Below are 22,307 nucleotides of genomic sequence, written 5' to 3'. Positions count from 1 at the left end.
GCGATTTTGTTCTCAATACATAACTTCTTCTTCAACAGGCAAACTAATTTGTAGAAGTTGAAGGGGAGTATAGACATGTCAAAATTTCAAAAAGTTATTGGTGACGTCGAAATTAATCGTGATTTAGTATTACTTCTTCTCATCGGGGGTCTATATTCGTTAAGCATTGCTTTGTCCAATACATTTGTGAACGTATATTTATGGAAGCAATCTGGTGAATTTATAGATCTCGGCGTATACAACTTATTTAGTGTTATTTTTCAGCCATTAACATTTATCCTAGCTGGGAGGTTAGCGAAAAGGGTAGATCGAGTAATCGTCCTTAGACTGGGTGTGACGTTTTTAGCTATTTTTTTCATGACCGTATTAGCAATAGGGGATAAAGCATCAAATTACATTGTGTTATTAGGGTCATTAATCGGTATAGGTTATGGATTTTATTGGCTTGCTTTTAATGTATTAACATTTGAAATTACAGAGCCTGAAACACGTGATTTCTTTAATGGGTTTCTAGGTGTATTAACATCAACCGCAGGAATGGTTGGTCCAATATTAGCTGGATTTATTATATCTAGGCTTGAAAATTTTAAAGGGTATACGACTATTTTTACCATTTCGTTACTATTGTTTTCATGCGCAGTTGTCTTAAGTTTATTTTTAAAAAGACGCCCTGCAAAAGGAGATTATATTTTGTGGCGGATTTTTAAAGAGCGAAAAAGAAATCGAAATTGGCGCTTAATTACGAATGCACATTTTGTTCAAGGACTACGTGAAGGAACTTTTATTTTCGTTATTAGTGTTTTTGTGTTTATTACAACGAATAGTGAATTGGCCCTCGGGACATTTGGACTGCTTAATTCTGTTGTTGCTTTCTTTGCTTATTATTTAGCGACAAGATTTATTACGAAGAAAATGAGGAAAAAAGCGATACTTTTCGGAGGTGTCATCCTTTATCTGTCTATATTTGTAATTATTTTTAAGTTAACATATACAAACCTTTTAATTTACGCTGTCCTAATAGGGATGGCCTATCCGATGCTGCTTGTTCCTTATATATCGATGACATATGACGTCATTGGTAAAGGGTGGAATGCTGCAAAGGCTCGAATTGAATATATTGTCGTAAGAGAAATCTTTTTAAACTTAGGACGTTTCTTATCCATTGTATCGTTTATCTTTGTCGTCATGTTTACAAATGAGAAGGAAAGCCTTCCTTACTTATTAAGCATTCTTGGGATTGGTCATGCTCTTATCTACCCTTTTATAAGAAAGGTTAAATTACAAGAAAGCAATCGTACGATGAAAGATGAGAAACGAGTTCGGCAGCCGAATTTAGCAGATGGAAGAAATGGATGACAAAAGTGGTGGCAAGCCTATTAATTTGAAATGAACGGGAATGATGTAACCGTATAGGATGAACGTATCGCTAAAATATTACTTGTATAACAAATTTATTAAAAAACAATGAGAATTCTTTATTAACGCGTTAAAATTTTATACACTATTAGACACCGGAAATCGGTGTCTTATTTTTGCGTATAATTGAATGATATAGATGCTTTTAAGGAGGCTACAACATGAGAAGCAAGCGAATGAAGCCTATCTCATTTCGACTTAATTTGTTGTTTTTGTTCGTCTTTTTAACATTTACAGTCCTCATTCTACGATTAGGTATTGTCCAAATCGTTCACGGCGAAATGTATAAAGAAGAGGTTGAAAGAACGGAAGAAGTGGAAGTAAGTAATTCCGTTCCAAGAGGTAAAATATATGATCGGAACTACCAGCTTGTAGTGGATAATGAACCGTTAAATACGATTACATATACTCGTTCAACATCTTCTACTCAAGCAGAACGATTGTCTCTTGCGAAGAAGTTAGCAAAGATTATTGAAGTCGATACAAACAATGTGACGGAAAGGGACATAAAGGATTATTGGATGTTAACAAGACCGGATGAAGCGAAACAAAAAATTACCGATAATGAAAAAAAGTTGTTAACCTCTGGTGATATATCGGATAAGGAAATTTATCAACGTCAATTAGAAAGGATTTCAGAAGACGATCTTACTGAAATCCGGAATGAAGAAATGGAAGTTATTGCGATTAAGAGAGAAATGGATAGTGGCTATGCATTAACACCGCATGTCATCAAAAAAGGAGCTACTAATGAGGAGATTGCCTATATTAGTGAACATTTAAGTGAATTTCCAGGTATTAATGTGACAACCGATTGGGATCGGAGATATGTTTACGATATGACATTAAAAACATTACTTGGAAATGTTTCATCACAAAATGAAGGGTTACCAAATGATTTGCTTAATTATTATTTAGTACGAGACTACAGTCGTAATGATCGTGTTGGGACAAGTTATATTGAACAGCAATATGAAGAAGTTTTACAAGGTGAGAAAACAAAAATTAAAAATATAACAGATCAAGCAGGAAACATCATTGATTCAAAAGTCATTGCTGAAGGTTCCGCAGGAAAAGATTTAATCTTAACAATTGATATGGAGCTGCAACAACAAGTTGAAAAAATTATTGAAGAAGAACTATTAAAAGCGAAAAAGCAACCAGGAACGGAATTGCTTGACCGAGCATTTGTCGTGATGATGGATCCGAATACTGGTCAAGTATTAACGATGGCGGGTAAGAAAATAGTCAAAGGTGAAGGCGGAGCATATGAATTAGAAGATTTTGCACTCGGGACAATGACCACCTCTTACACGATGGGGTCTGCAGTTAAAGGTGCTACCGTTTTAGCAGGATTTGAAGCAGGAGTAATATCACCAGGAACAGTATTCGTTGATGAACCACTATATATTAAAGGGTCTCCGCCAAAAAAGTCTTGGAAAACGATGGGTGCTATAAACGATGTACAAGCGCTAAAAATGTCATCAAATGTTTATATGTTTAAAACAGCAATTGCTATGGGTGGAGGGGAATACAAATATCAACAAGCACTTCCACTTGATATATCCGCTTTTTCAACAATGCGCTATTATTTTAGTCAATTTGGATTAGGTGTACCAACAGGAATCGATTTGCCGAATGAGGCTATTGGATATAAAGGACAATCAACGACACCTGGTTTATTACTGGATCTTTCCATAGGTCAATATGATACGTACACGACGCTTCAACTTGCGCAATATATATCTACAATTGCAAACGGCGGGTACCGTATGAAACCGCAAATTGTGAAAGAAATACGGGATTCGGAGCCTAAAGAACATTTAGGATCCATTATCGAATCGGTTGAACCGGAAATATTAAATCGAGTTGACATGGATGAAAAATATATTGACCGAGTACAAGAAGGACTGAGACAGGTATTCTTAGAAAAAGGTGGAACAGGCTATTCTTATTTTTCAGGAGCCGAATATCGTCCTGCAGGGAAAACTGGAACGGCAGAAGCGTTTTATGATGGTCCGAATAAAGAGAAATTTTTAGAGTCAACATATAATTTAACACTTGTAGGATATGCACCTTATGATGATCCAAAAGTTGCTTTTTCTGTCGTTGTGCCTTGGGCTTATCAAGGTGCATCGAATGACCATGCTATTAATAAGATCATCGGCCGGAAAGTTTTAGATGCTTATTTTAAATTGCAAGAACAAAAAGTCCAAGGTAAGAATGAGTAAGCAACAAAATAGGTATAATAAAGAAGAAAGTTAGCATTCAGTGCTAGCTTTTTTCTTTACTGTATTTGTATATGTTGGAACAAAAAAGCTGTAGCATTTACAAAACCTTTACATTTGTTTAAAACCAAATTAAAGTTTAACCGTTATTCTATTACTCGTAGGGCATAAACACGATACATTAGGGGGAATTAAGAAATGAAAAGCTTTAAATTTTTAGCGATGTCTATCATGTTAGGTTCGATGATGGCATTTGCTGCTGCATGTGGAAACGGAGAAACAAACACAGAAACAAATGATGGACAAGCAACGGAAGAAACTGCTGGTGAAAAGCAGTTAGAAGGTGAAGTTGCAATTGATGGTTCCTCAACAGTTGGGCCAATCATGGAAGCTGTTTCTGAAGAATTTGGTTCAAAATACCCTGAGGTAAAAGCACCAGTAGGTATTTCTGGTTCTGGCGGCGGATTTAAGCGTTTCGTTGTTGGTGAAACAGATCTTTCCAACGCATCTCGTCCAATTAAAGATGAAGAAAAAGAACAAGCAGCATCTAACGGTATTGAGTTGACTGAATTTAAAGTTGCTTTTGACGGATTGTCCGTAGTTGTAAACCCAGATAATGATTGGGTAGACAAATTAACGATTGAAGATCTTAAGAAAATGTGGACTGGCGAAGCGAAACAATGGTCTGACATCAACGCTGAGTGGCCAAGCGAGCCAATCAAATATTTCTCTCCTGGTACAGATTCTGGTACTTATGACTACTTTAACGAAGTAGTTCTTGAAGAAGAGCAAATGGTTAAAGATGCTACATTATCAGAAGATGACAACGTACTTGTTAAAGGTGTTCAAAACGATAAAAATGCAATTGGTTACTTCGGATATGCTTACTACTTAGAAAATAAAGATACGTTAAAAGTTGTACCAATTGTAAACTCTAACGGAGAAGCAGTAGAGCCTACTAATGAAACGATCGAAAACGGTACTTACGAGCCTCTTTCTCGTCCGTTATTCGTATACGTTAACAATGCTTCTGTTAAAGATAAAGAGCAAGTTTACGAATATGTTAAATTTACATTAGAAAATGCTGGCGATTTAGCCGAAGAAGTAGGATATGTACGTTTACCTCAAGAACAATATGATGAGCAATTAAAAACACTTGAAGGTTTAAAATAAATATTATGATGAGAAGCATTTTGCTTCTCATCTTCCTATGCAAATGGGAAAGGGGTTTTCGAAAATGGCTTTATCAACTAAACAATCAGTAAGGGAAATGATTAGAGAGAAAAAAGCAAAAAAATCTGGACTGCAAATAGTTGAAAAACTTGTACCAAAGTTTTTATTTGTTACCGCAATCATTTCTATTTTAACAACGATTGGTATTTTATTAACGTTAACAACAGAAACACTTACTTTTTTTACTCGCGTGTCAATTGTCGATTTTTTTACAGATACAGAATGGTATCCGTTCTATGAAAGTGATCCTTCCTATGGAATTATGGCTCTTATCTCGGGTACGCTTTTAATCGCCGTTGTGGCGATGGTCGTTGCATTACCTATTGGATTAGCTTCAGCTATTTTCTTGAGTGAGTATGCATCAGATCGAACACGTAGAATTATTAAACCGATTCTTGAAGTATTAGCAGGTATTCCAACCATTGTCTATGGTTTTTTTGCGTTAACGTTTGTGACGCCATTATTGCAAAAAATGATTCCAGAATTGGGGTTTTTTAACGCATTAAGCCCAGGTATTGTTGTAGGTATTATGATTATTCCAATGGTTGCATCCCTCTCTGAAGATGCGATGAGCTCTGTTCCTAACGCGATGCGTGAAGGAGCGCTTGCTTTAGGTGCTACGAAGTTTGAAGTTGCGATAAAAGTTATTTTACCAGCAGCTATTTCCGGAATTGTAGCTTCATTCGTTTTGGCTGTTTCACGTGCAATCGGGGAAACGATGATTGTAACGCTTGCTGGTGGTGCTACACCTAAATTAACATTTGATCCAACAGAGTCTATTCAAACGATGACAGCGTATATTGTTCAAGTAAGTTCTGGTGACGCAGGGTACGGTACGACGATTTATTACAGCATTTACGCTGTAGGTGCAACGTTATTTGTGTTCACCCTTCTTATGAATATGCTTGCACAATATATTTCTCGTCGATTCAGGGAGGAGTATTAAAATGAAGTTAGTTGATCAATCTTTAGTAGCTAAACGGATGGCGGGTCGTTTAGCGAAAAATAAAATCTACTACGGAATATTTATGGTTGCAACAGGATTTGCCCTTGTTGTTCTTGCAGTACTTCTGTATCGGATATTCACTCAAGGAATTAGTTATTTAGATCTTGAGTATTTTACAAATTATGCTTCTCGTCGTCCTGAAGCTTCTGGAATTAAGGCAGCTTTAGTCGGGTCTTTATGGTTGATGGGCGTAGTCATTCCCGTTTCGCTTATACTCGGTGTGGGTACAGCGATTTATTTAGAGGAATATGCCAAGAAAAATAAGTTTACTAGCTTTATTCAAACAAATATTTCTAACCTTGCAGGGGTTCCATCCATCGTATTCGGTTTATTAGGATTAACGGTTTTCGTTAGAGCAATGGATCTTGGACGCAGTATTTTAGCTGGTGGACTAACGATGAGTTTACTCATACTTCCGGTTATTGTCGTAGCTTCGCAGGAAGCGATTCGAGCCGTGCCGAATCAACTAAAAGAAGCATCGTATGGAATGGGAGCGACAAAATTGCAGACGATATATCGAGTTATACTTCCATCTGCAATACCTGGTATTTTAACAGGAAGTATATTAGCTTTTTCACGTGCGATAGGTGAAACTGCACCATTACTTGTAGTCGGAGCATTCGCATTCGTTAACTATTTACCAGAAAACTTATTAAGTACGTTTACGGTTATGCCAATTCAAATTTATAACTGGGCTGGACGTCCTCAGGCGGAGTTTCAAAATGTAGCTGCGGCAGGTATTATCGTATTATTCATTTTCTTAATTGTCATGAACTCAATTGCCGTATTTATTAGAAATAAATATCAAAAACGATACTAATTTTTTGTGTCATAGGATGAGGGAGGTTTTTATAATGACGATTACACATATGAAGAGTGAGTCTGTAAAAACGGTGGATAAAGGAAGTCATAACGTGCAAGATAAAAAAGAAAAAAATATTGTTTATCATACAAAAAACTTAAACTTATGGTACGGAAATGATCAAGCATTAAAAAATATTGATTTAGATATTTATGAAAATGAAGTAACAGCAATCATTGGTCCTTCTGGTTGTGGAAAATCAACGTATATTAAAACGTTAAATCGCATGGTTGAATTAATACCGATTGTTCGTACATCTGGTGAAATATTATATCGTGGTAAAAATATTTTTGATAAATCATACCGTGTGGAAGAACTTCGTACTCAAGTAGGAATGGTATTCCAAAAACCAAATCCGTTTCCAAAATCTATTTATGACAATATTGCCTATGGTCCACGTATTCATGGAATCCGTGACAAAAAAGTATTAGATGAAATAGTTGAAAAAAGTTTACGTGGTGCAGCAATCTGGGATGAAGTAAAAGACCGTTTAAATGAAAATGCATACGGATTATCTGGTGGTCAGCAGCAAAGAATATGTATTGCAAGGTGTTTAGCAATTGAACCGGATGTTATTTTAATGGATGAACCAACTTCCGCTCTTGACCCAATTTCTACGTTAAAAGTTGAAGAGCTTGTTCAAGAGTTGAAGAAAAATTATAGTATTATCATTGTTACACATAATATGCAACAAGCAGCACGTATTTCTGATAAAACAGCATTTTTCCTAAATGGAGAAGTCATCGAATATACAGCTACAGATAAGCTTTTCTCTAACCCTTCAGATAAGCGCACGGAAGATTATATTACGGGTCGTTTTGGATAAAAGTCACAATGAACACAATGAACCTTACATTAGCTTCAAATCGGGGGTTAACTTAACAGTAGTCGAATATTAAAAGACTGAGTCGTGGGCAAAGTCATCCACGGCTCTCTATATACGAATCAGGTTTTCGGAGGTATCATCATGAGAGAGAAATTTCAATACGATTTACAGGAGTTACAATCGAAATTAAAGGAATTGGGGGATTTAACGGCTAACGCGTTAACACTTTCCGTTCAAGCATTAACGAATCAAAATATAGACTTAGCGTTAAAGATTATTGAAGATGATGTAAAAGTAGATCAATTGGAAGAGGAAATCAATGATTTAGCTATTCTTTTAATTGCAAAGCAACAACCGGTTGCGATTGATTTACGACGTATCGTAACAACAATTAAAATCGCTGCTGATATCGAGCGAATGGCGGATTTCGCCGTAAATATTGCTAAATCAACCATTCGAATTGGCAATGAACCATTCATAAAGCCTATTGAACATATAAAACAAATGCAAAAGCTTTCGACAGAAATGCTATCCCTTTCCATCCAGGCGTTTTTAGAAGAAGATACCGTGGTTGCAAAAAAAGTTGCTGATATGGATGATCAAGTAGATGATCTATACGGTCAGGTCATTCGTGACTTATTTAATTTAATTCAGTCTGAATATCAGTATATAAGCCAAATGACACAACTTGCATTTGTCGCACGGTACTTAGAACGGATAGGAGATCATGCGACGAATATTTCCGAAAACATTTTTTATTTAGTAAAAGGTCGTCATTATCAATTAAATAAATAAAAAAACGAGAGGTGTACGCATTCATGCGTACACCTCTCGTTTTTTACTTACCGGGGATGATCGAGGCACTTGCGCTTTTCTTATCGAGTAATAGCTTCTGCAAGCTCATAGAAACTCATACCGTTTTTTACTTCAAATGTGCCGATTTGGACACGGGTATGATATTCATGCTCAATTAAATACTTACTGAATTCAGACGAAGATTTGATGACACCAGCCGATTCGAGTAAATTCGAAACGTCACTTGTTGCCATTCCTTCTTTTATCGTAATCGATACGGCTTTAGGTTGTTCTTTTTTCTCTTCCTCTTGTTTAGGTTGTTCTTTAGGTTGCTCTTCTTTTTTATTGGATTCGGTTTGTTCATCCGTTTCTTTCGGTGTTTCTTCTACCGGTTTCTCTTTTTTTACATTCGTTTGTTTTTTCTCATCATTTTGTTCTTTTACTAATTGATCGTATTCCTGCTTTGATATTGCGACTTGTTCATTTTTTTCAAGATAGCTAATAACGTCTGCATCTGTTACGTCCGCTTTCAACGTAGTCGGTTTATGATACCCGCCGAGATAAAAAGTAATAGTTAAAACGGTCGTAGAAGCAATCATGCCTGCTGCAAAAGTTTGTAAAAGCCTCTTGTTCATGATAAATCCCTCTTATTCTGTTCGATCATTAATTTTACTTCTTCGGCAGTCACATTTTCTGATTTCGCAATATCTGAAATAGACATTCCTTGCTCATATTTCGTTAGAATTTTATTTTTTGTATAATAATCAAAATGTAACACAGGTTGAGTGTGTTGTGAAAAATTTCCGCTATCACTTTGTAAAAGCTCTTCTTCAAATACACGCATTTTCTTCTTCATTTTGTAGATCTCTTGCATTGCCGAAACAGATAGTTGCTCAACTTCTTCCTCTAATTCCTTGTAGTGATCGCGTTGTGAAAAAGATAGTGCTAATAAAACAACGCTTATGACAAACAGTGCAATAATTACAAATTCCATTTTCTCACCTTCTTGAAGATTATCCATTTACCTTTATAACATAAAAAGCGAAGAAACGAAACGAAAAAAACGAAGAAATATGTAGAAATTTGTATAAAAAACACAACAATTAATGAGTTTTCCTTTCTTTGTAAGGATGTTACAATGAGTTAAATACCTCTAATGAAACGGTTGTCCATTAAAATTTTGTTGTTGAAAGAAACACTGCTTATATAATTCGTTACCCTTCCTTTTTTTAAGGGGATGTTTTAATATATTTTTCCATAGTAATTAATTCATCTCTGTTTTACTTTTAATACCTTACCAGAAAATTTCCTACACACAAATTTCATAAATCTACATATTAACATATTTTATCCCACTCTTAACGGGCAGTAAGACCCCCACCTCAAGATTTTGTAGCAATGCGAAGAAGGTAGGTGGGGGCCAACTGCCCGTAAAGGTCAGAACATAAAGAACACAGACTAAGAGCGCCACGTCCTGTGGCAACGTCTGTGTAACCCACATCCTGTGGGTCACAAGGTCCTTTAGGTCATCCCGTAGGGACTAACATTCAGTGGGGGGTGAAAAAAACCACTGAATGAAGTTTCACTTTATTCAACTAACTACTTTTAAAAGAATGCTTTTTGAATGAATGTAAAAGAGGGTGGAAACATGAAAGCTGTTATTTTAGCAGGTGGAAAAGGAGAACGTCTAACACCGTTGACATGTCACCTTCCAAAGCCTATGGTACCGATTTTAAATAAGCCTTTAATGGAATATACAATTGGGTTGTTAAAACAGTACGGGATTACAGATATTTATATTACATTAAATTATTTAGGTTATGTAATAAAAGACCATTTTGGGAATGGAAAAGAAAGCGGTGTTCATATAACGTATATTGAAGAAGAAAAGCCGTTAGGTACAGCAGGAGGGATCAAGCTTTGTGAACAACACTTAAATGAGACATTTTTAGTCATAAGTGGCGATGCTCTTACAGACCTTCATTTGGACGAAGCTTTATCCTTCCATAAAAGCCACCAGCAAATTTGTACCGTTATTGCAAAAGCGGTCAATATGCCGCTTGATTATGGGCTTATAATCGGAAACCCAAGGACAAAACAAATAGAAGGTTTTATCGAAAAGCCTGAATGGAACGAAGTGTGCACGAATTTGGTTAACACAGGAATCTATATTTTTGAACCGGACATTTTCCACTTTATTAAACGAGAAGTTCCTACCGATTTTAGTCAAGATATTTTCCCGCAATTGTTGAAACAGAAGATTCCGCTTCATTATTATGAAACAGCGGGCTATTGGTCGGACATTGGTAGCTTAGAGCAATATAGACAAGCGCAGTTTGATTTGCTTGATCGAAAAGTAAATCTCCCACTTCATGCAAAAGAAGTACAAAAAGGAGTTTGGCTTGAAAAAGATGTTTATATAAGTAATCGAGCAAAATACAACCCACCCATTTATATAGGTAAAAACTCAGTCATTTCAGAAGACTGTGAAGTAAAGGCATACACGGTTATAGGAAATGATTCGTATATTCATCATGGAAGTTACTTGGAACGATCCATTCTTTGGCCGCAGCAGACCGTAATGGAAAATAGTCAGATTATCGGGGCAACAGTTGGAACCGGCTGTATTTTTGAAAAAAATTCGATTATTTTTAATGGTGCCGTGATGGGAGAGAACGTACATGTTAAACGTGAAGCTAAAGTAGGCGAAAATGTATATATATGGCCTGCTAAAAAAATCCCGCCGTATTCGTATGAAAAAGAGTATGTAAAATGGGGGAGTATTGAGAACGGTTCGCTATTTAAAGCACGTGGCGTCCAAGGGCTTTCGAATGTCGAATGCACACCTGAATTTTCCTTAAAGTTAGCACTTGCGTTTGGTAGTACGATTAATCAACATTCATTAATTTTAGTAGGAAGTGATGGCCATCCATATTCAAAAACAGTAGCTGAAATAATGAATCAATCTCTACTTTGTACGGGTGTTCAAACGATGTGTTGTGCGGAAGATTTAGCAACACCAATTTTTCAATACGCATGTCGCCATGAACAAGTTTCTTACGGTGTCTTTATTCAAAGTGACCGAAAAGGAAGAGAGACGTCAATAGAGTTTTATACGAACAAAGGGGTTCCGATCGACACAAAATTAGAGCAAGCGGTTCGGAAAGCTTTTCAGTACTTAAATTTTCGTCGAGTTGAGGGAGATAAAATTGGATATGAGTGGAGGAAGCGTAACGTTCTTGATTCTTATTTTTCTATATTAAAGAAAAAGATGGATGGAGTGAGCCATGCAAATTACCATTTTGCTGTTATGAATGAAACACCAGTTAAGCATCATTTTTCAAAAATGCTTCAAGAATTACCTTGTAAATTCACGGAATTTTCAGAACCTATAACGACTGAACAGTTTTCGTCTATTATTCAATCAAACAATTTGGATGGAGGCTTTTGGATTGATCGCCATGGGGAAAGATTAAAAATATTTGATCAGTTTGGACATCTATTAGACAAATTTAGGATGGAGGGATTGTACCTTTATTTATCTGCCGAAGTCGATCATAAAGAAAAAATTTTCATATCTCCAATTCATGATCGAAAAAAAGAATTAAAAACATTAGGAACTTCTTTTTCTCTCCAATACGATGCTTTCTTTCTTTTTTTCTCTTTCGTTAAAACATTATCGAAAAGGAAGGAAGACATCACATCTTTTCAAATAGATAGCAATAAGTATCATATGATGTATGAGGAAGTATCATGCCATTGGCTTAAACGAGGGGAAATTATGCGAAGATTAATTGAAGAATTTGGTGGGATCGTTACATCGCTTCAAAATGGTATTAAAATTCATCATGATAAAGATGATTGGACATTGATCTTCCCACATGCAGAGAAGCCAATTATAACAATCTTAACAAAGGCTTCCTCTCTTCAACGTGCGAAAGAAATGACCTCTTTCTACACAGGGAAAATTGTTCATTATCAAAAATCCTAAATTGCTGTGGATTTTAGTGCACAAAAATGATATGATAGTTAAGTCTGATTTATAATAGTTTATGGAGGGAAAGAAACATGCGCGTAAATATTACACTTGCTTGCACAGAATGTGGTGAGCGTAACTATATTTCGACAAAAAACAAACGCACAAACACTGAACGCGTTGAATTCAAAAAGTATTGCCCAAGAGATAAAAAGCATACTTTACACCGTGAAACAAAGTAAGCAGTAGGAAATGCATTTCCTGCTGTTTTTTTATTTATACATAATGTCTTTGCTAGTGGGGATATTTAAGGTGCCCTGCGCTTTTTCTTGTTGAAAAGGCAAGGGCACACGAGACTACTAATGTTATAATAGAACTGCAAAAGGAGGCGGTAAACAAGCATGGAAAAAAAACGGTTACGACAACAAATGAAAGAAACATTAACGCAAATAGATGGTGATACATATGACGAATGGTGTCAAAATATATCGCAAATTTTAGTTGCTACTGATATGTGGAATCATGCGAGAACAATTGCCATCACGCTTTCGAGAGGAAGGGAAATTAACACATTTCCGATTATTGAGCATGCTTGGAATGAAGGGAAACAAGTAGTCGTACCGAAATGTTATCCGAATGAAAAACGTATGGAATTTCGAGTAATCCAATCCTTGCATGAGCTTGAAATCGTTTATTTTGGATTGCAAGAACCAATTATCGAAAAGACCGTTCCATGTCAAATTGATGAGATAGATCTCATCATCGTACCTGGCATTGTATTTGATGTAAGCGGATATCGTATTGGCTATGGTGGAGGATATTATGATCGATATTTAGAAAATTTTAAAAATCGCACAATTTCACTTGCTTTTTCTTTACAAGTGATACCATTTGTACCTCGTGAAGATCACGATATTCCAGTTCAATACATAATAACGGAGCGAGGAATGAAGAAATGTGTCCATGACGAATGAGATGGTTGTGATTATTTTTATTTTATCTTTATCATTGATAGGGTATTTAATTCGCTCACTTACTTTTTTAGGTGCATGTACAGCGTGTTTAGTAGGGTCTAGTATTTATATAAGCTTTGGTTGGGACGGAATCATTTTATTAGGTATTTTCTTTGCTAGTTCGAGCTTATGGAGTCACGTGAAAAGTCAACGGAAATTAATTGCTGAACAAATGAATGCAAAAGGGAGTCAAAGAGACAGTGTTCAAGTGATTGCTAACGGTGGGATCCCGCTCTTAGTCTCAATACTTGCCCTATTGTGGCAAGATTTCGAACAGTGGAACGTGTTATATGCTATTGCGATTGCAAGCGCTAATTCAGATACGTGGGCTTCTGAAATTGGGACATTAAGTAAAAGAAAACCTAGACTTCTGTTAACATTTAAAAAAGTTGAGACGGGTACATCAGGAGCGGTGTCAACATTAGGGACTATCGCGGCATTTTTAGGTTCAGCCATCATTTCGATCAGTGCCACAATATTATTTGAACTGTCTTGGCAGATTAGCTTTCTCATCTTGTTAAGCGGTTTTTTCGGTCATGTTGTCGACACATTGTTAGGTGGGACAATTCAAGTCAAATATCGATGTACCTCTTGTCATGTCATGACAGAAAAACAGGTTCACTGTAGAAAAAAGACAGCTTATGTAAAAGGTCTGCCGTTTGTGAACAATGACTTTGTCAACATTGTTTCCATTAGCTTTATAACAGCTTTCTCCCTTATTATATTAATTCTCCTTTAGTAAAATGAACAAAGGATAAAATCTCCTCCCTTTACAAACAATAAAGGCAGGAGGGATGAATATGAAGCGTATGTTATTATTAATCATCGGAGTATTAATGCTCGTACAATTTCGGTATAAAGTATTAAACGTTCTCCTTGGAATGAAGGTCGTTCGACAATTTTTTATTAGTTTAGCTATAAAGATGCCGTTTTTAAAAGACAAATTTATGCATAATGCTTTTCGGTTTCAACCTTGAAGGCTGACTCTTTAGAGGCAGCCATTTCGTTTTTCTAACGCACTTTCATTTATTTCGTTTAGAACCCTTGTTATAATAGATAAAAACATTTCGGAGAGATGAACTTATGATCATCCAGCAAGATTTTTTATTTTGGAAATTGATTGAACAATTTGTCATGAAGCATCGCTATCGGCTTATTCATATTTCACCTGATCATCGTGAAGTATGGCTTGAGCCGAGTGGAAAAGGTGACGTACAGCTTCTCCGCTTAAAAAGAATCGATGTGGATTGGGGAAACTGGTTGGCACGTGATATGAATGATGCTGTAACAATGTTTGAAGCAGTAAGAAAAGAGTCTTTGAAAAGGAATTTAAACGTCTTAAATGTCTATATATCAACATATGAACCTGTTGATGATTGGCACATTCATGTTGAAAAACCAATGCAGCAAGGACATACAACTTTGAAAACGATTTTCATTGACCTTGCTCATGTACATAATAGAATTGTGCAACTTGAAGAAATTCTTGGTATCTCATTAGTAAATGTAGAAAAAGATGGACAACGAGAAAAACATGATTATGAAGAACTTCACCATATAAAACAAGGTGTTTTGAACTTTGTTAACCAGAATATGAAACAAGAACGAGAACTATTTGAACATGGAAAGCCGTTTTTCACAAAAGTTTTTTTATTGATTCAAATTTTCATGTTTGTTGTATTAGAATTGTTTGGAGGCAGCACGAATACGGATACGTTATTGAAATTTGGTGCAAAAGTAAATGAACTTATCTATGCAGGTGAGTGGTGGCGATTTGTTACACCTATTTTTCTACATATTGGCTTTTTACATTTATTAATGAACTCGTTCGCCCTTTATTATATTGGGGTGGCTGTTGAGAAAATGTATGGGTCTTTACGGTTTTTGTTCATTTATTTATTTGCTGGGATTACAGGGACGATTGCGAGTTTTGTGTTTAGTCCGGCTATTTCGGCTGGAGCCTCTGGTGCAATATTTGGGTTATTTGGTTCTCTATTACTATTAGGCCTTTTAAAACCGAATTTGTTTTTTAGAACAATTGGTCCTAACATTTTAATTGTTATTGCCATTAACTTGAGCTTAGGGTTTGCGATCCCGAATATCGATAACGCAGGACATATTGGGGGACTTATTGGTGGCTTTGTAGCTGCATTAATCGTTCAACTGCCAAAAATGTCTCGCAATACGTTCCGTTTAGTCGGAATTGCCTTATCCGTTATGATGATAACAAGTTTGCTTTATTATGGATTTAAGCTTATGCCAGAACGGGATAGTTACGCGGCGATCGCTGTAAGTAAACAGTATTTAGCTGAAGGAGAGTTTAAAAGGGCGAACGATATTTTATGGCAGGCTAACAAGTTAGAAGATGCTCCTCCTGAAGTCACCTTTCTTCTTGCTGTATCGCAGCTAGAACTAGGAGAAATGGAAAAAGCCATTCCGAACTTATTACATGTCATTAAAACGGATCCAACATATCACCAAGCCTATTATGTGCTAAGTGTCGCATATCATGAACGAAACGAATTACATAAAGCAACCGAAGCGATTAATGAAGCAATAAGGCTAGATCCGAAAAACGATGTCTATCGTTCCTTTAAATCGACTCTTCAACTTCAATAATTTTTTGATATAGTTGATACGGATATCCACTTTTTCCCTCAATTAATACAATTAAATGTGTTTTGTCTTTGGCAAGTAATAGGAGTGGTAAGCTACTACCAATCGGATCCTCAATGGATCCGTCTTTTCTTTTTAAGCCGAGAAAATATTGCTTATACAATCCTTCCCAAAGTGTTCCGATAATCGTTTGCGTTTCGTTCTTTGTAAATCCTTCTAACGGTTTTTCATTATATTTCGGCAAGTCTGTCAGCGGAAATTGGATGTATTGAGATGGATTGATTTGAAAATGACCGATTAACCGTTCCCATCGATAATGTAATTGCTGCGACTGAATATGGTCTAAAATCTCTTTCCATTCTGCTTCTTCTTCCGTAACAGGATTTTTGAATGATGTTAGCTTGCTAAATGATGAGTCGATAACATATAAGTGATCCTCGCTCATCTTTTGAACACTTCGAATTTTTTCTTCATTTTCATGAATTTCACCATAATGAAAGGAAATCGTTTCATAATGACTACTATCTTGACCAGTGATTTTTTCATATTGGGCTAATTTTTGACTATGGTCTTCCCATTCTGCCATTGTATGTTTTAATTCGCCATCAACAAATAATAGTGAAATATCTTGACGTAAATATATTTCTTCACTTGTTGCTGAATGAACATCCCATTCTAAAATATGATCTTCAGCATTCTTTTTTTCGATTAAAGAGACAGTCGTATTAGCATCTGTAAATAGGACATTTTCACTTAATGGAAAAAATATGATACTTTCCTTCACAGCGAGTCTTTTTGAAAGATAAAAGCTTAATGCAATAAGCAGTGAAATTATAATAAATATCCACCAATTTTTCTTCATCACCATCACTCCGAATTGGACGAGTTTGTAAACAATTATGCGTAAAATAGCTGAAATATGCCTTGTAACGTATGGATTAGAAAATATTCGTCAAAGATGGTTAAAGAAGAAATATTTGGAAATGGAGTAATAATGTGATGAAGCAGAAGAATATTGAGCATAAAGTATCTCCGGACTTAAATGAAAATCGCAACTTTTTAAGTGAAAAATTAGGGGTCGATAAAAGCTTTGACGTCATCCAGCTCGAAGTAAATTATGCTGAGCGAGAAATGATGTTATATATGATTGATGGATTTGTAAAAGATGATATATTACACTATTTAATGCAATTTTTAGCGAAATTATCGAAAGAAGCACTTGAAGGGGATACGTTAGAAAAACTTTTAAAAACATATATACCATATGTAGAAATTGACCAAACGAACGATTTAAAGCAAGTAGTTGATTTTGTTTTAGCAGGGCCAACGGTTTTACTCGTGGAAGGACTTGAATATGCTATTGTTATAGATGCGAGGACATATCCTGTAAGAGGTCCAGAAGAGCCGGATATGGAACGTGTCGTTAGAGGATCGCGTGATGGTTTTGTTGAAACGATCGTATTTAATACGGCGCTAACGAGAAGAAGAGTACGAGATCCGTCTCTAAGAATGGAATATATGCAAATAGGGAGAAGGTCAAAAACAGATGTTGTAATTAGCTATATTGAAGATATCGCTGATCCATCTCATGTGAAAGAAGTGAAAAAAGCGCTCGCAAGCATTGATACAGACGGATTGCCGATGGCTGAAAAAACAGTCGAAGAATTCATTTCCGGACGGCATTGGAACCCGTATCCAATCGTTCGCTATACTGAAAGGCCAGATACAGCAGCGGTTCATTTATTTGAAGGTCATGTCATTATTTTCGTAGATGGTTCACCGAGTGCTCTTATTACACCAACAACGTTTTGGCATCATTTGCAACATATGGAGGAATATCGGAATAAGCCTTTATCTGGGGCTTATCTACGATTTGTTCGGTTTATGGGTGTATTTGCTTCGATTTTTCTATTACCTTTATGGTATTTATTAGCGGAAAATGGTGATTTACTCCCTAATCAAATTGATTTTATTGGATTAAGTGAAGAAGGGGCGATTCCATTATTATTTCAATTTCTAATCATTGAAGTCGGGATCGACTTATTAAGGATGGCGGCTATTCATACGCCATCGTCATTAGCAACCGCTTTAGGTCTCATTGCGGCTCTTATGATCGGCCAGGTCGCTGTAGATGTTGGGTTGTTAACGAATGAAGTCATATTATATTTATCTATAGCAGCAATCGGAACATTTGCTACACCAAGTTATGAGCTTGGACTTGCCAATCGTTTAACACGAATTGTCTTATTGCTATTAGCAGGCTTTTTCGGAGTCAGTGGATATTTTGTAGGAATTACTTTATGGGTGCTCATGCTAGCTCGGTTAAAGTCATTTTATGTTCCGTATTTATGGCCATTTATCCCGTTCAATTATAGAGCGTTGCGAGATATCTTTATAAGGTCACCGATTCCTTTGAAAAATCGCCGGCCGACATTCCTTCATCCACGCGATCCAGACCGTTAAGGAGCAGTGTGAGAAGTTTATATATAAGGCATTTCAGTATTAAGACCCAAAGAATGTTGATTTTACAGCTTTCTTTGGGTCTGTCTTTTTAGGTTTCGGAGCGTATATACTACGTTTCGGTCAAACCTTTTTTTATGCATTTTCCATTTACCTTGACGGTTTGGATGGAATCTTTATACTTGAAGATAGTCATAAATCTAAAAAGGTGTGAGCATCGTTGAAGACGATATATGATGTACAACAGCTGTTAAAGCGATTTGGAACTATTATTTATATTGGGGATCGTCTAGCAGACTTAGAATTAATGGAAGAAGAGCTAAAACAACTTTATCAATCACAGTTTGTTGATACGAAAGAATTTCAAATGGCTGTGCTCTTGTTAAGGCAAGAAATGCAAAAAGAAAAGGATAAAAGAAAATCGAATGTGTAAAGGGTGAGGATATTGGAAAACAAATATTTAGTTGGGGTTGATTTAGGTGGAACAACCGTTAAAATAGCTTTCATTCGTCTAAATGGGGAAATAGTCGTCAAGTGGGAAATTCCGACGAATAAAGTAAGTAATACAATTGTGCAAGATATTGCTGAAGCGATTAAACAAAAAGTAAACGAGATAGGATTTGAATATAAAGACCTTATTGGAATTGGTATGGGTGCCCCTGGACCAGTTGAATTAGAAACAGGTTTAGTTTACAACGCCGTAAACTTAGGTTGGGATCACTATCCGTTAAAAGAGGAATTGGAAAAATATACAGGTCTTCCAGCCATCATTGATAATGATGCGAATATTGCTGCATTAGGTGAAATGTGGAAAGGTGCAGGAAATAACGCGAAAGATTTAATCTGTGTTACACTCGGGACAGGCGTAGGTGGAGGAATTATTGCAAATGGTGAAGTCATCCATGGTGTGCTTGGCGCCGGGGGAGAAATCGGTCATATTACAGTAGTTCCTGAAGGAGGCGCTCCTTGTAATTGTGGGAAGACAGGATGCTTAGAGACGGTCGCATCGGCAACAGGTATCGTCCGTTTGGCACTTGAGCGTATTCAACATCAAAACGTAAACAGTACACTAAAAGAAAAGTATAAACAAGCTGGATTTATATCGGCTAAAGATGTTTTCGATGCTGCTCGAAAAGAGGATGCCATCGGAAAAAGTGTTATTGACGAGATGTCATTTTATTTAGGACTCGCAATCGCCAATCTTTCTACTAGTCTAAATCCAAAAAAAGTGATTATCGGTGGAGGCGTTTCCAAAGGAGCGGACTTATTCTTACATAAAGTGCAAGATTATTTCAAAAAATTCGCTTTTCCAACAGTTGTAAAAGGTGCTGAAATAAAAGTGGCGACATTAGGGAATGATGCAGGTGTTATTGGGGGAGCATGGCTTGTCAAGACAAAGCTTATGAAGTGAATATAAGATAGGAGGATGGGGCTGTCCGAAACGTAGTAATTACGCCCCGAAATCTAAAAAGGCAGACCCGAAGAATGTTGGTTTACAGCATTCTTTGGGTCTTAATTTTAGAGTGCTTTATCCTAATAGAGGCTTTTAGACAGCCCCTTCTTACCCATTATTTTAGCAATTATATGAAAAAAACTTCTAACTCATAAGGTGAATGTCATATTGTCTATGTTTAGAGTGGGTAAAAACACCTATTTCTTATAAAAAGTGAAGAAAAAATATTAGAATGATGAAACTTTTTACTGAATAACTCGTCTAAAATATGGGTAAGGTCAGTAAGGTTAACATTACAATTCTAGCATCCTATTGTAAGTTACGTATTAAAAAACATTGATTTTTTGTAAAAGAAGTATTAAGATATGTCTTAGTTGAATTTATATCGACCTAAAAAATGGAAATACTTATAGGAAATACGCAGTTCCACCGATGGAGGAGGTTATATCATTGCGTAAAAACACATTTTCAAAAATATCTTTTTTACTACTTGCCACAATCATTATGTGGTTAAAAACGTATGTTGTCTACAAAACTAGCTTTGACATAAAGATAGAAAATTTTACACAAGAATTCATTTTATTTATTAATCCTTTAAGCTTCTTGCTGATCATATTCGGCTTAGGGTTGTTTATGAAAGAGCGAAATCGGAATCGCTGGGTCATTGGGACAAGTATATTAATGACCGTTATTTTAATTGCTAATATGATTTTCTATCGTTTCTATAACGACTTTCTTACGATACCAGTGTTATTCCAGGCAAGTAACATGGGGGATTTAGGAAGCAGTATAACAGAGTTGATTCAGCCTGTTGATTTATTAATGTTTGTTGATATTGCCTTGTTAATTTGGATTTCGAAAAAGCCATATTTTAGTAAAGCTGCTCAAACAACTAGAAAAGAAAAAACTGCGTACTTTTTAATGGCAGCTGCTGTTTTCTTCTTTAATTTAGGTTTAGCGGAAACAGAACGTCCACAATTATTAACACGTTCGTTCGACCGTGAAATGTTAGTAAAGAATATTGGTGCTTATAATTTCCATATTTATGATGCGCTACTTCAGTCGAAAACATCTGCCCAACGTGCTCTTGCTGACAGTAACAATTTAGTTGAAATTGAGAACTATTTAAACGCAAATAAAAAAGAAGCAAATAAAGAAATGCACGGAATTGCAGAAGGTCGAAATGTTTTTATCATTTCTTTAGAGTCTGTTCAAAGCTTTGTGATGAATGAAGAATTGAATGGACAAGAAATTACACCATTTTTAAATGATTTAATTGAGAAAAGTTACTATTTCGATAATTTTTACCACCAAACTGGTCAAGGGAAAACGTCTGATTCAGAATTCTTATTAGAAAACTCCCTTTACCCGCTCGGTCGTGGCTCTGTATTCTTTACGAATGCGAATAATGAATATCATGCGACACCAGAAATATTAAAGGATTATGGCTATTATTCAGCTGTTTTCCATGCGAATAACCGTACGTTCTGGAACCGTGATATTATGTATAATACGTTAGGTTATGACCGTTTCTTTGATGTAACGAATTTTGATGTGAATGAAGAAAACTCAGTCGGTTGGGGATTGAAAGACGTTTCATTTTTCGAGCAATCTGTACAATTATTAAAAGATGTTCCACAACCGTTCTATACGAAGTATATTACGTTAACGAACCATTTCCCATTTGAATTAAACGAGGAAGACAAATTGATTGATGAGTTTGACTCTGAAGATGGAGTAGTAAATCGATACTTTACAACGGTTCGCTATACAGATGAAGCTGTGAAAAGGTTTATCGAGGAGTTAAAAGAGGCAGGGTTATACGAAAATTCCGTTTTTATTATGTATGGTGACCATTATGGGATTTCAGAAAACCATAACCCAGCGATGGCTCAATTTTTACAAAAAGAAGAGATAACACCGTATGATACGGTGCAGTTACAACGTGTACCGTTTATCGTTCATATTCCTGGTATAACAGATCAAAACCCTAAAGTTTTCCATGATGTAACAGGTCAAATTGACTTAAAACCAACCATCTTAAACTTGTTAGGTATTGACACAAAAAATGATATTGAATTCGGTACGGACGTATTTGCAAAAGATCGTTTACCATTTATCGTGCTACGTGATGGAAGCTTTATTACAGATAAGTATGTTTATACTCGCGGCACATGCTATGATGTTGAAACCGGAGAACCAACGGAAGATGCTAATGCATGTGAACCGTACATGGAAAAAGCTAAGAATGAACTAGATTACAGTGATAAAATTATTTACGGAGACTTGTTACGCTTTTTTGAAACAGATGAACAGCCTGAATCCGAACCGACAACAAATGAATAGAACAAATGATAAAGCTCTGATCGATCGATCAGAGCTTTTTTAAAAATAAATTCTATCTCAAGTGCTCCATTACATAC

At 36.0% G+C, this 22,307-nt stretch carries 20 protein-coding genes; 17 read left to right on the top strand and 3 right to left on the bottom strand.

The genetic code is table 11. The features are described 5' to 3' along the window. Positions 1–75 precede the first annotated feature (75 nt). The 7 genes from MLD65_RS03915 (at position 76) to phoU (ending at position 8,366) form a co-directional block, all read left to right on the top strand. On the top strand, positions 76–1,356 hold the full coding sequence (locus MLD65_RS03915) for an MFS transporter (RefSeq protein WP_243290568.1): 1,281 nt from the start codon (positions 76–78) through the stop codon (positions 1,354–1,356). Positions 1,357–1,577: 221 nt separating this feature from the next. Next, complete coding sequence (locus MLD65_RS03910; RefSeq protein WP_243290567.1) at positions 1,578–3,647, top strand: peptidoglycan D,D-transpeptidase FtsI family protein; 2,070 nt, start codon at positions 1,578–1,580, stop codon at positions 3,645–3,647. Positions 3,648–3,842: 195 nt separating this feature from the next. Beyond that, positions 3,843–4,817 (top strand): PstS family phosphate ABC transporter substrate-binding protein, encoded by a 975-nt coding sequence (locus MLD65_RS03905; RefSeq protein ID WP_243290566.1) that lies wholly within the window; start codon positions 3,843–3,845, stop codon positions 4,815–4,817. Positions 4,818–4,881: 64 nt separating this feature from the next. After that, positions 4,882–5,823 carry a phosphate ABC transporter permease subunit PstC gene (pstC, locus tag MLD65_RS03900; RefSeq protein WP_243290565.1) on the top strand — a complete coding sequence of 314 codons (942 nt, stop codon included), beginning with the start codon at positions 4,882–4,884 and terminating at the stop codon, positions 5,821–5,823. A gap of 1 nt (position 5,824) precedes the next feature. After that, positions 5,825–6,703: a phosphate ABC transporter permease PstA gene (pstA, locus tag MLD65_RS03895; protein WP_243290564.1), complete on the top strand. Its 879-nt coding sequence runs from the start codon at positions 5,825–5,827 to the stop codon at positions 6,701–6,703. A gap of 49 nt (positions 6,704–6,752) precedes the next feature. Continuing rightward, on the top strand, positions 6,753–7,571 hold the full coding sequence (pstB, locus tag MLD65_RS03890) for a phosphate ABC transporter ATP-binding protein PstB (RefSeq protein ID WP_243290711.1): 819 nt from the start codon (positions 6,753–6,755) through the stop codon (positions 7,569–7,571). A 135-nt stretch (positions 7,572–7,706) separates the two neighbouring features. After that, entirely contained in the window at positions 7,707–8,366 is a 660-nt protein-coding gene (phoU, locus tag MLD65_RS03885) for a phosphate signaling complex protein PhoU (RefSeq protein WP_243290710.1), read from the top strand. 80 nt (positions 8,367–8,446) lie between these two features. Here phoU and MLD65_RS03880 read toward each other — a convergent pair whose 3' ends face one another. Both MLD65_RS03880 and MLD65_RS03875 read right to left on the bottom strand, forming a co-directional pair. Then, a complete protein-coding gene (locus tag MLD65_RS03880; protein WP_243290563.1) occupies positions 8,447–9,001 on the bottom strand; it encodes an endolytic transglycosylase MltG in 555 nt (184 codons plus the stop codon). Beyond that, on the bottom strand, positions 8,998–9,360 hold the full coding sequence (locus MLD65_RS03875; protein WP_243290562.1) for a hypothetical protein: 363 nt from the start codon (positions 9,358–9,360) through the stop codon (positions 8,998–9,000). Before MLD65_RS03875 ends, MLD65_RS03880 begins: the two co-directional genes overlap by 4 nt. Positions 9,361–10,014: 654 nt before the next feature. On the opposite strand from MLD65_RS03875, the gene MLD65_RS03870 reads away from it, so the two are divergent. The 6 genes from MLD65_RS03870 to MLD65_RS03845 all read left to right on the top strand — a co-directional run bounded on the left by MLD65_RS03870 (position 10,015) and on the right by MLD65_RS03845 (position 15,974). Then, complete coding sequence (locus MLD65_RS03870) at positions 10,015–12,357, top strand: sugar phosphate nucleotidyltransferase (protein ID WP_243290561.1); 2,343 nt, start codon at positions 10,015–10,017, stop codon at positions 12,355–12,357. A gap of 77 nt (positions 12,358–12,434) precedes the next feature. Further along, entirely contained in the window at positions 12,435–12,584 is a 150-nt protein-coding gene (gene rpmG / locus MLD65_RS03865) for a 50S ribosomal protein L33 (RefSeq protein WP_243290560.1), read from the top strand. 159 nt (positions 12,585–12,743) lie between these two features. Beyond that, a complete protein-coding gene (locus MLD65_RS03860) occupies positions 12,744–13,316 on the top strand; it encodes a 5-formyltetrahydrofolate cyclo-ligase (RefSeq protein WP_243290559.1) in 573 nt (190 codons plus the stop codon). Further along, entirely contained in the window at positions 13,306–14,094 is a 789-nt protein-coding gene (locus tag MLD65_RS03855; protein WP_243290709.1) for a DUF92 domain-containing protein, read from the top strand. The genes MLD65_RS03860 and MLD65_RS03855 overlap by 11 nt, the downstream gene beginning before the upstream one ends. 61 nt (positions 14,095–14,155) lie before the next feature. After that, entirely contained in the window at positions 14,156–14,332 is a 177-nt protein-coding gene (locus MLD65_RS03850; protein ID WP_243290558.1) for a hypothetical protein, read from the top strand. Positions 14,333–14,438: 106 nt separating this feature from the next. After that, positions 14,439–15,974 (top strand): rhomboid family protein, encoded by a 1,536-nt coding sequence (locus MLD65_RS03845; protein WP_243290557.1) that lies wholly within the window; start codon positions 14,439–14,441, stop codon positions 15,972–15,974. Here MLD65_RS03845 and MLD65_RS03840 read toward each other — a convergent pair. Then, on the bottom strand, positions 15,949–16,833 hold the full coding sequence (locus MLD65_RS03840) for a hypothetical protein (protein ID WP_243290556.1): 885 nt from the start codon (positions 16,831–16,833) through the stop codon (positions 15,949–15,951). The genes MLD65_RS03845 and MLD65_RS03840 overlap by 26 nt on opposite strands. A 137-nt stretch (positions 16,834–16,970) precedes the next feature. On the opposite strand from MLD65_RS03840, the gene MLD65_RS03835 reads away from it, so the two are divergent. The 4 genes from MLD65_RS03835 to MLD65_RS03820 all read left to right on the top strand — a co-directional run bounded on the left by MLD65_RS03835 (position 16,971) and on the right by MLD65_RS03820 (position 22,230). Next, the gene (locus MLD65_RS03835; RefSeq protein WP_243290555.1) at positions 16,971–18,434 is read left to right on the top strand and encodes a spore germination protein; all 1,464 of its coding nucleotides are present in this window, start codon (positions 16,971–16,973) and stop codon (positions 18,432–18,434) included. 217 nt (positions 18,435–18,651) lie between these two features. Then, entirely contained in the window at positions 18,652–18,864 is a 213-nt protein-coding gene (locus MLD65_RS03830; RefSeq protein WP_243290554.1) for a YqgQ family protein, read from the top strand. Positions 18,865–18,876: 12 nt separating this feature from the next. Then, positions 18,877–19,842, top strand: a complete 966-nt coding sequence (locus MLD65_RS03825; protein WP_243290553.1) for an ROK family glucokinase — start codon at positions 18,877–18,879, stop codon at positions 19,840–19,842. 492 nt (positions 19,843–20,334) lie between these two features. Next, positions 20,335–22,230: an LTA synthase family protein gene (locus tag MLD65_RS03820; protein WP_243290552.1), complete on the top strand. Its 1,896-nt coding sequence runs from the start codon at positions 20,335–20,337 to the stop codon at positions 22,228–22,230. Positions 22,231–22,307: the final 77 nt, after the last annotated feature.

Source organism: Bacillus sp. FJAT-47783 (assembly GCF_022808615.1).
Classification (GTDB): domain Bacteria; phylum Bacillota; class Bacilli; order Bacillales; family Aeribacillaceae; genus Bacillus_BZ.
This window is presented reverse-complemented; position numbering and strand designations above follow the sequence as displayed.

What these genes read in the sequence shown, in the direction of transcription:
- MLD65_RS03870 (WP_243290561.1), top strand. Translation starts at nt 10,015, where the DNA reads ATGAAAGCTGTTATTTTAGCAGGTGGAAAAGGAGAACGTCTAACACCG.
- MLD65_RS03910 (WP_243290567.1), top strand. Translation starts at nt 1,578, where the DNA reads ATGAGAAGCAAGCGAATGAAGCCTATCTCATTTCGACTTAATTTGTTG.
- MLD65_RS03915 (WP_243290568.1), top strand. Translation starts at nt 76, where the DNA reads ATGTCAAAATTTCAAAAAGTTATTGGTGACGTCGAAATTAATCGTGAT.
- rpmG (WP_243290560.1), top strand. Translation starts at nt 12,435, where the DNA reads ATGCGCGTAAATATTACACTTGCTTGCACAGAATGTGGTGAGCGTAAC.
- MLD65_RS03880 (WP_243290563.1), bottom strand. Translation starts at nt 9,001, where the DNA reads ATGAACAAGAGGCTTTTACAAACTTTTGCAGCAGGCATGATTGCTTCT.
- MLD65_RS03850 (WP_243290558.1), top strand. Translation starts at nt 14,156, where the DNA reads ATGAAGCGTATGTTATTATTAATCATCGGAGTATTAATGCTCGTACAA.
- MLD65_RS03845 (WP_243290557.1), top strand. Translation starts at nt 14,439, where the DNA reads ATGATCATCCAGCAAGATTTTTTATTTTGGAAATTGATTGAACAATTT.
- MLD65_RS03840 (WP_243290556.1), bottom strand. Translation starts at nt 16,833, where the DNA reads ATGAAGAAAAATTGGTGGATATTTATTATAATTTCACTGCTTATTGCA.
- pstC (WP_243290565.1), top strand. Translation starts at nt 4,882, where the DNA reads ATGGCTTTATCAACTAAACAATCAGTAAGGGAAATGATTAGAGAGAAA.
- MLD65_RS03875 (WP_243290562.1), bottom strand. Translation starts at nt 9,360, where the DNA reads ATGGAATTTGTAATTATTGCACTGTTTGTCATAAGCGTTGTTTTATTA.
- MLD65_RS03835 (WP_243290555.1), top strand. Translation starts at nt 16,971, where the DNA reads ATGAAGCAGAAGAATATTGAGCATAAAGTATCTCCGGACTTAAATGAA.
- pstA (WP_243290564.1), top strand. Translation starts at nt 5,825, where the DNA reads ATGAAGTTAGTTGATCAATCTTTAGTAGCTAAACGGATGGCGGGTCGT.
- MLD65_RS03860 (WP_243290559.1), top strand. Translation starts at nt 12,744, where the DNA reads ATGGAAAAAAAACGGTTACGACAACAAATGAAAGAAACATTAACGCAA.
- MLD65_RS03905 (WP_243290566.1), top strand. Translation starts at nt 3,843, where the DNA reads ATGAAAAGCTTTAAATTTTTAGCGATGTCTATCATGTTAGGTTCGATG.
- MLD65_RS03855 (WP_243290709.1), top strand. Translation starts at nt 13,306, where the DNA reads ATGACGAATGAGATGGTTGTGATTATTTTTATTTTATCTTTATCATTG.
- pstB (WP_243290711.1), top strand. Translation starts at nt 6,753, where the DNA reads ATGAAGAGTGAGTCTGTAAAAACGGTGGATAAAGGAAGTCATAACGTG.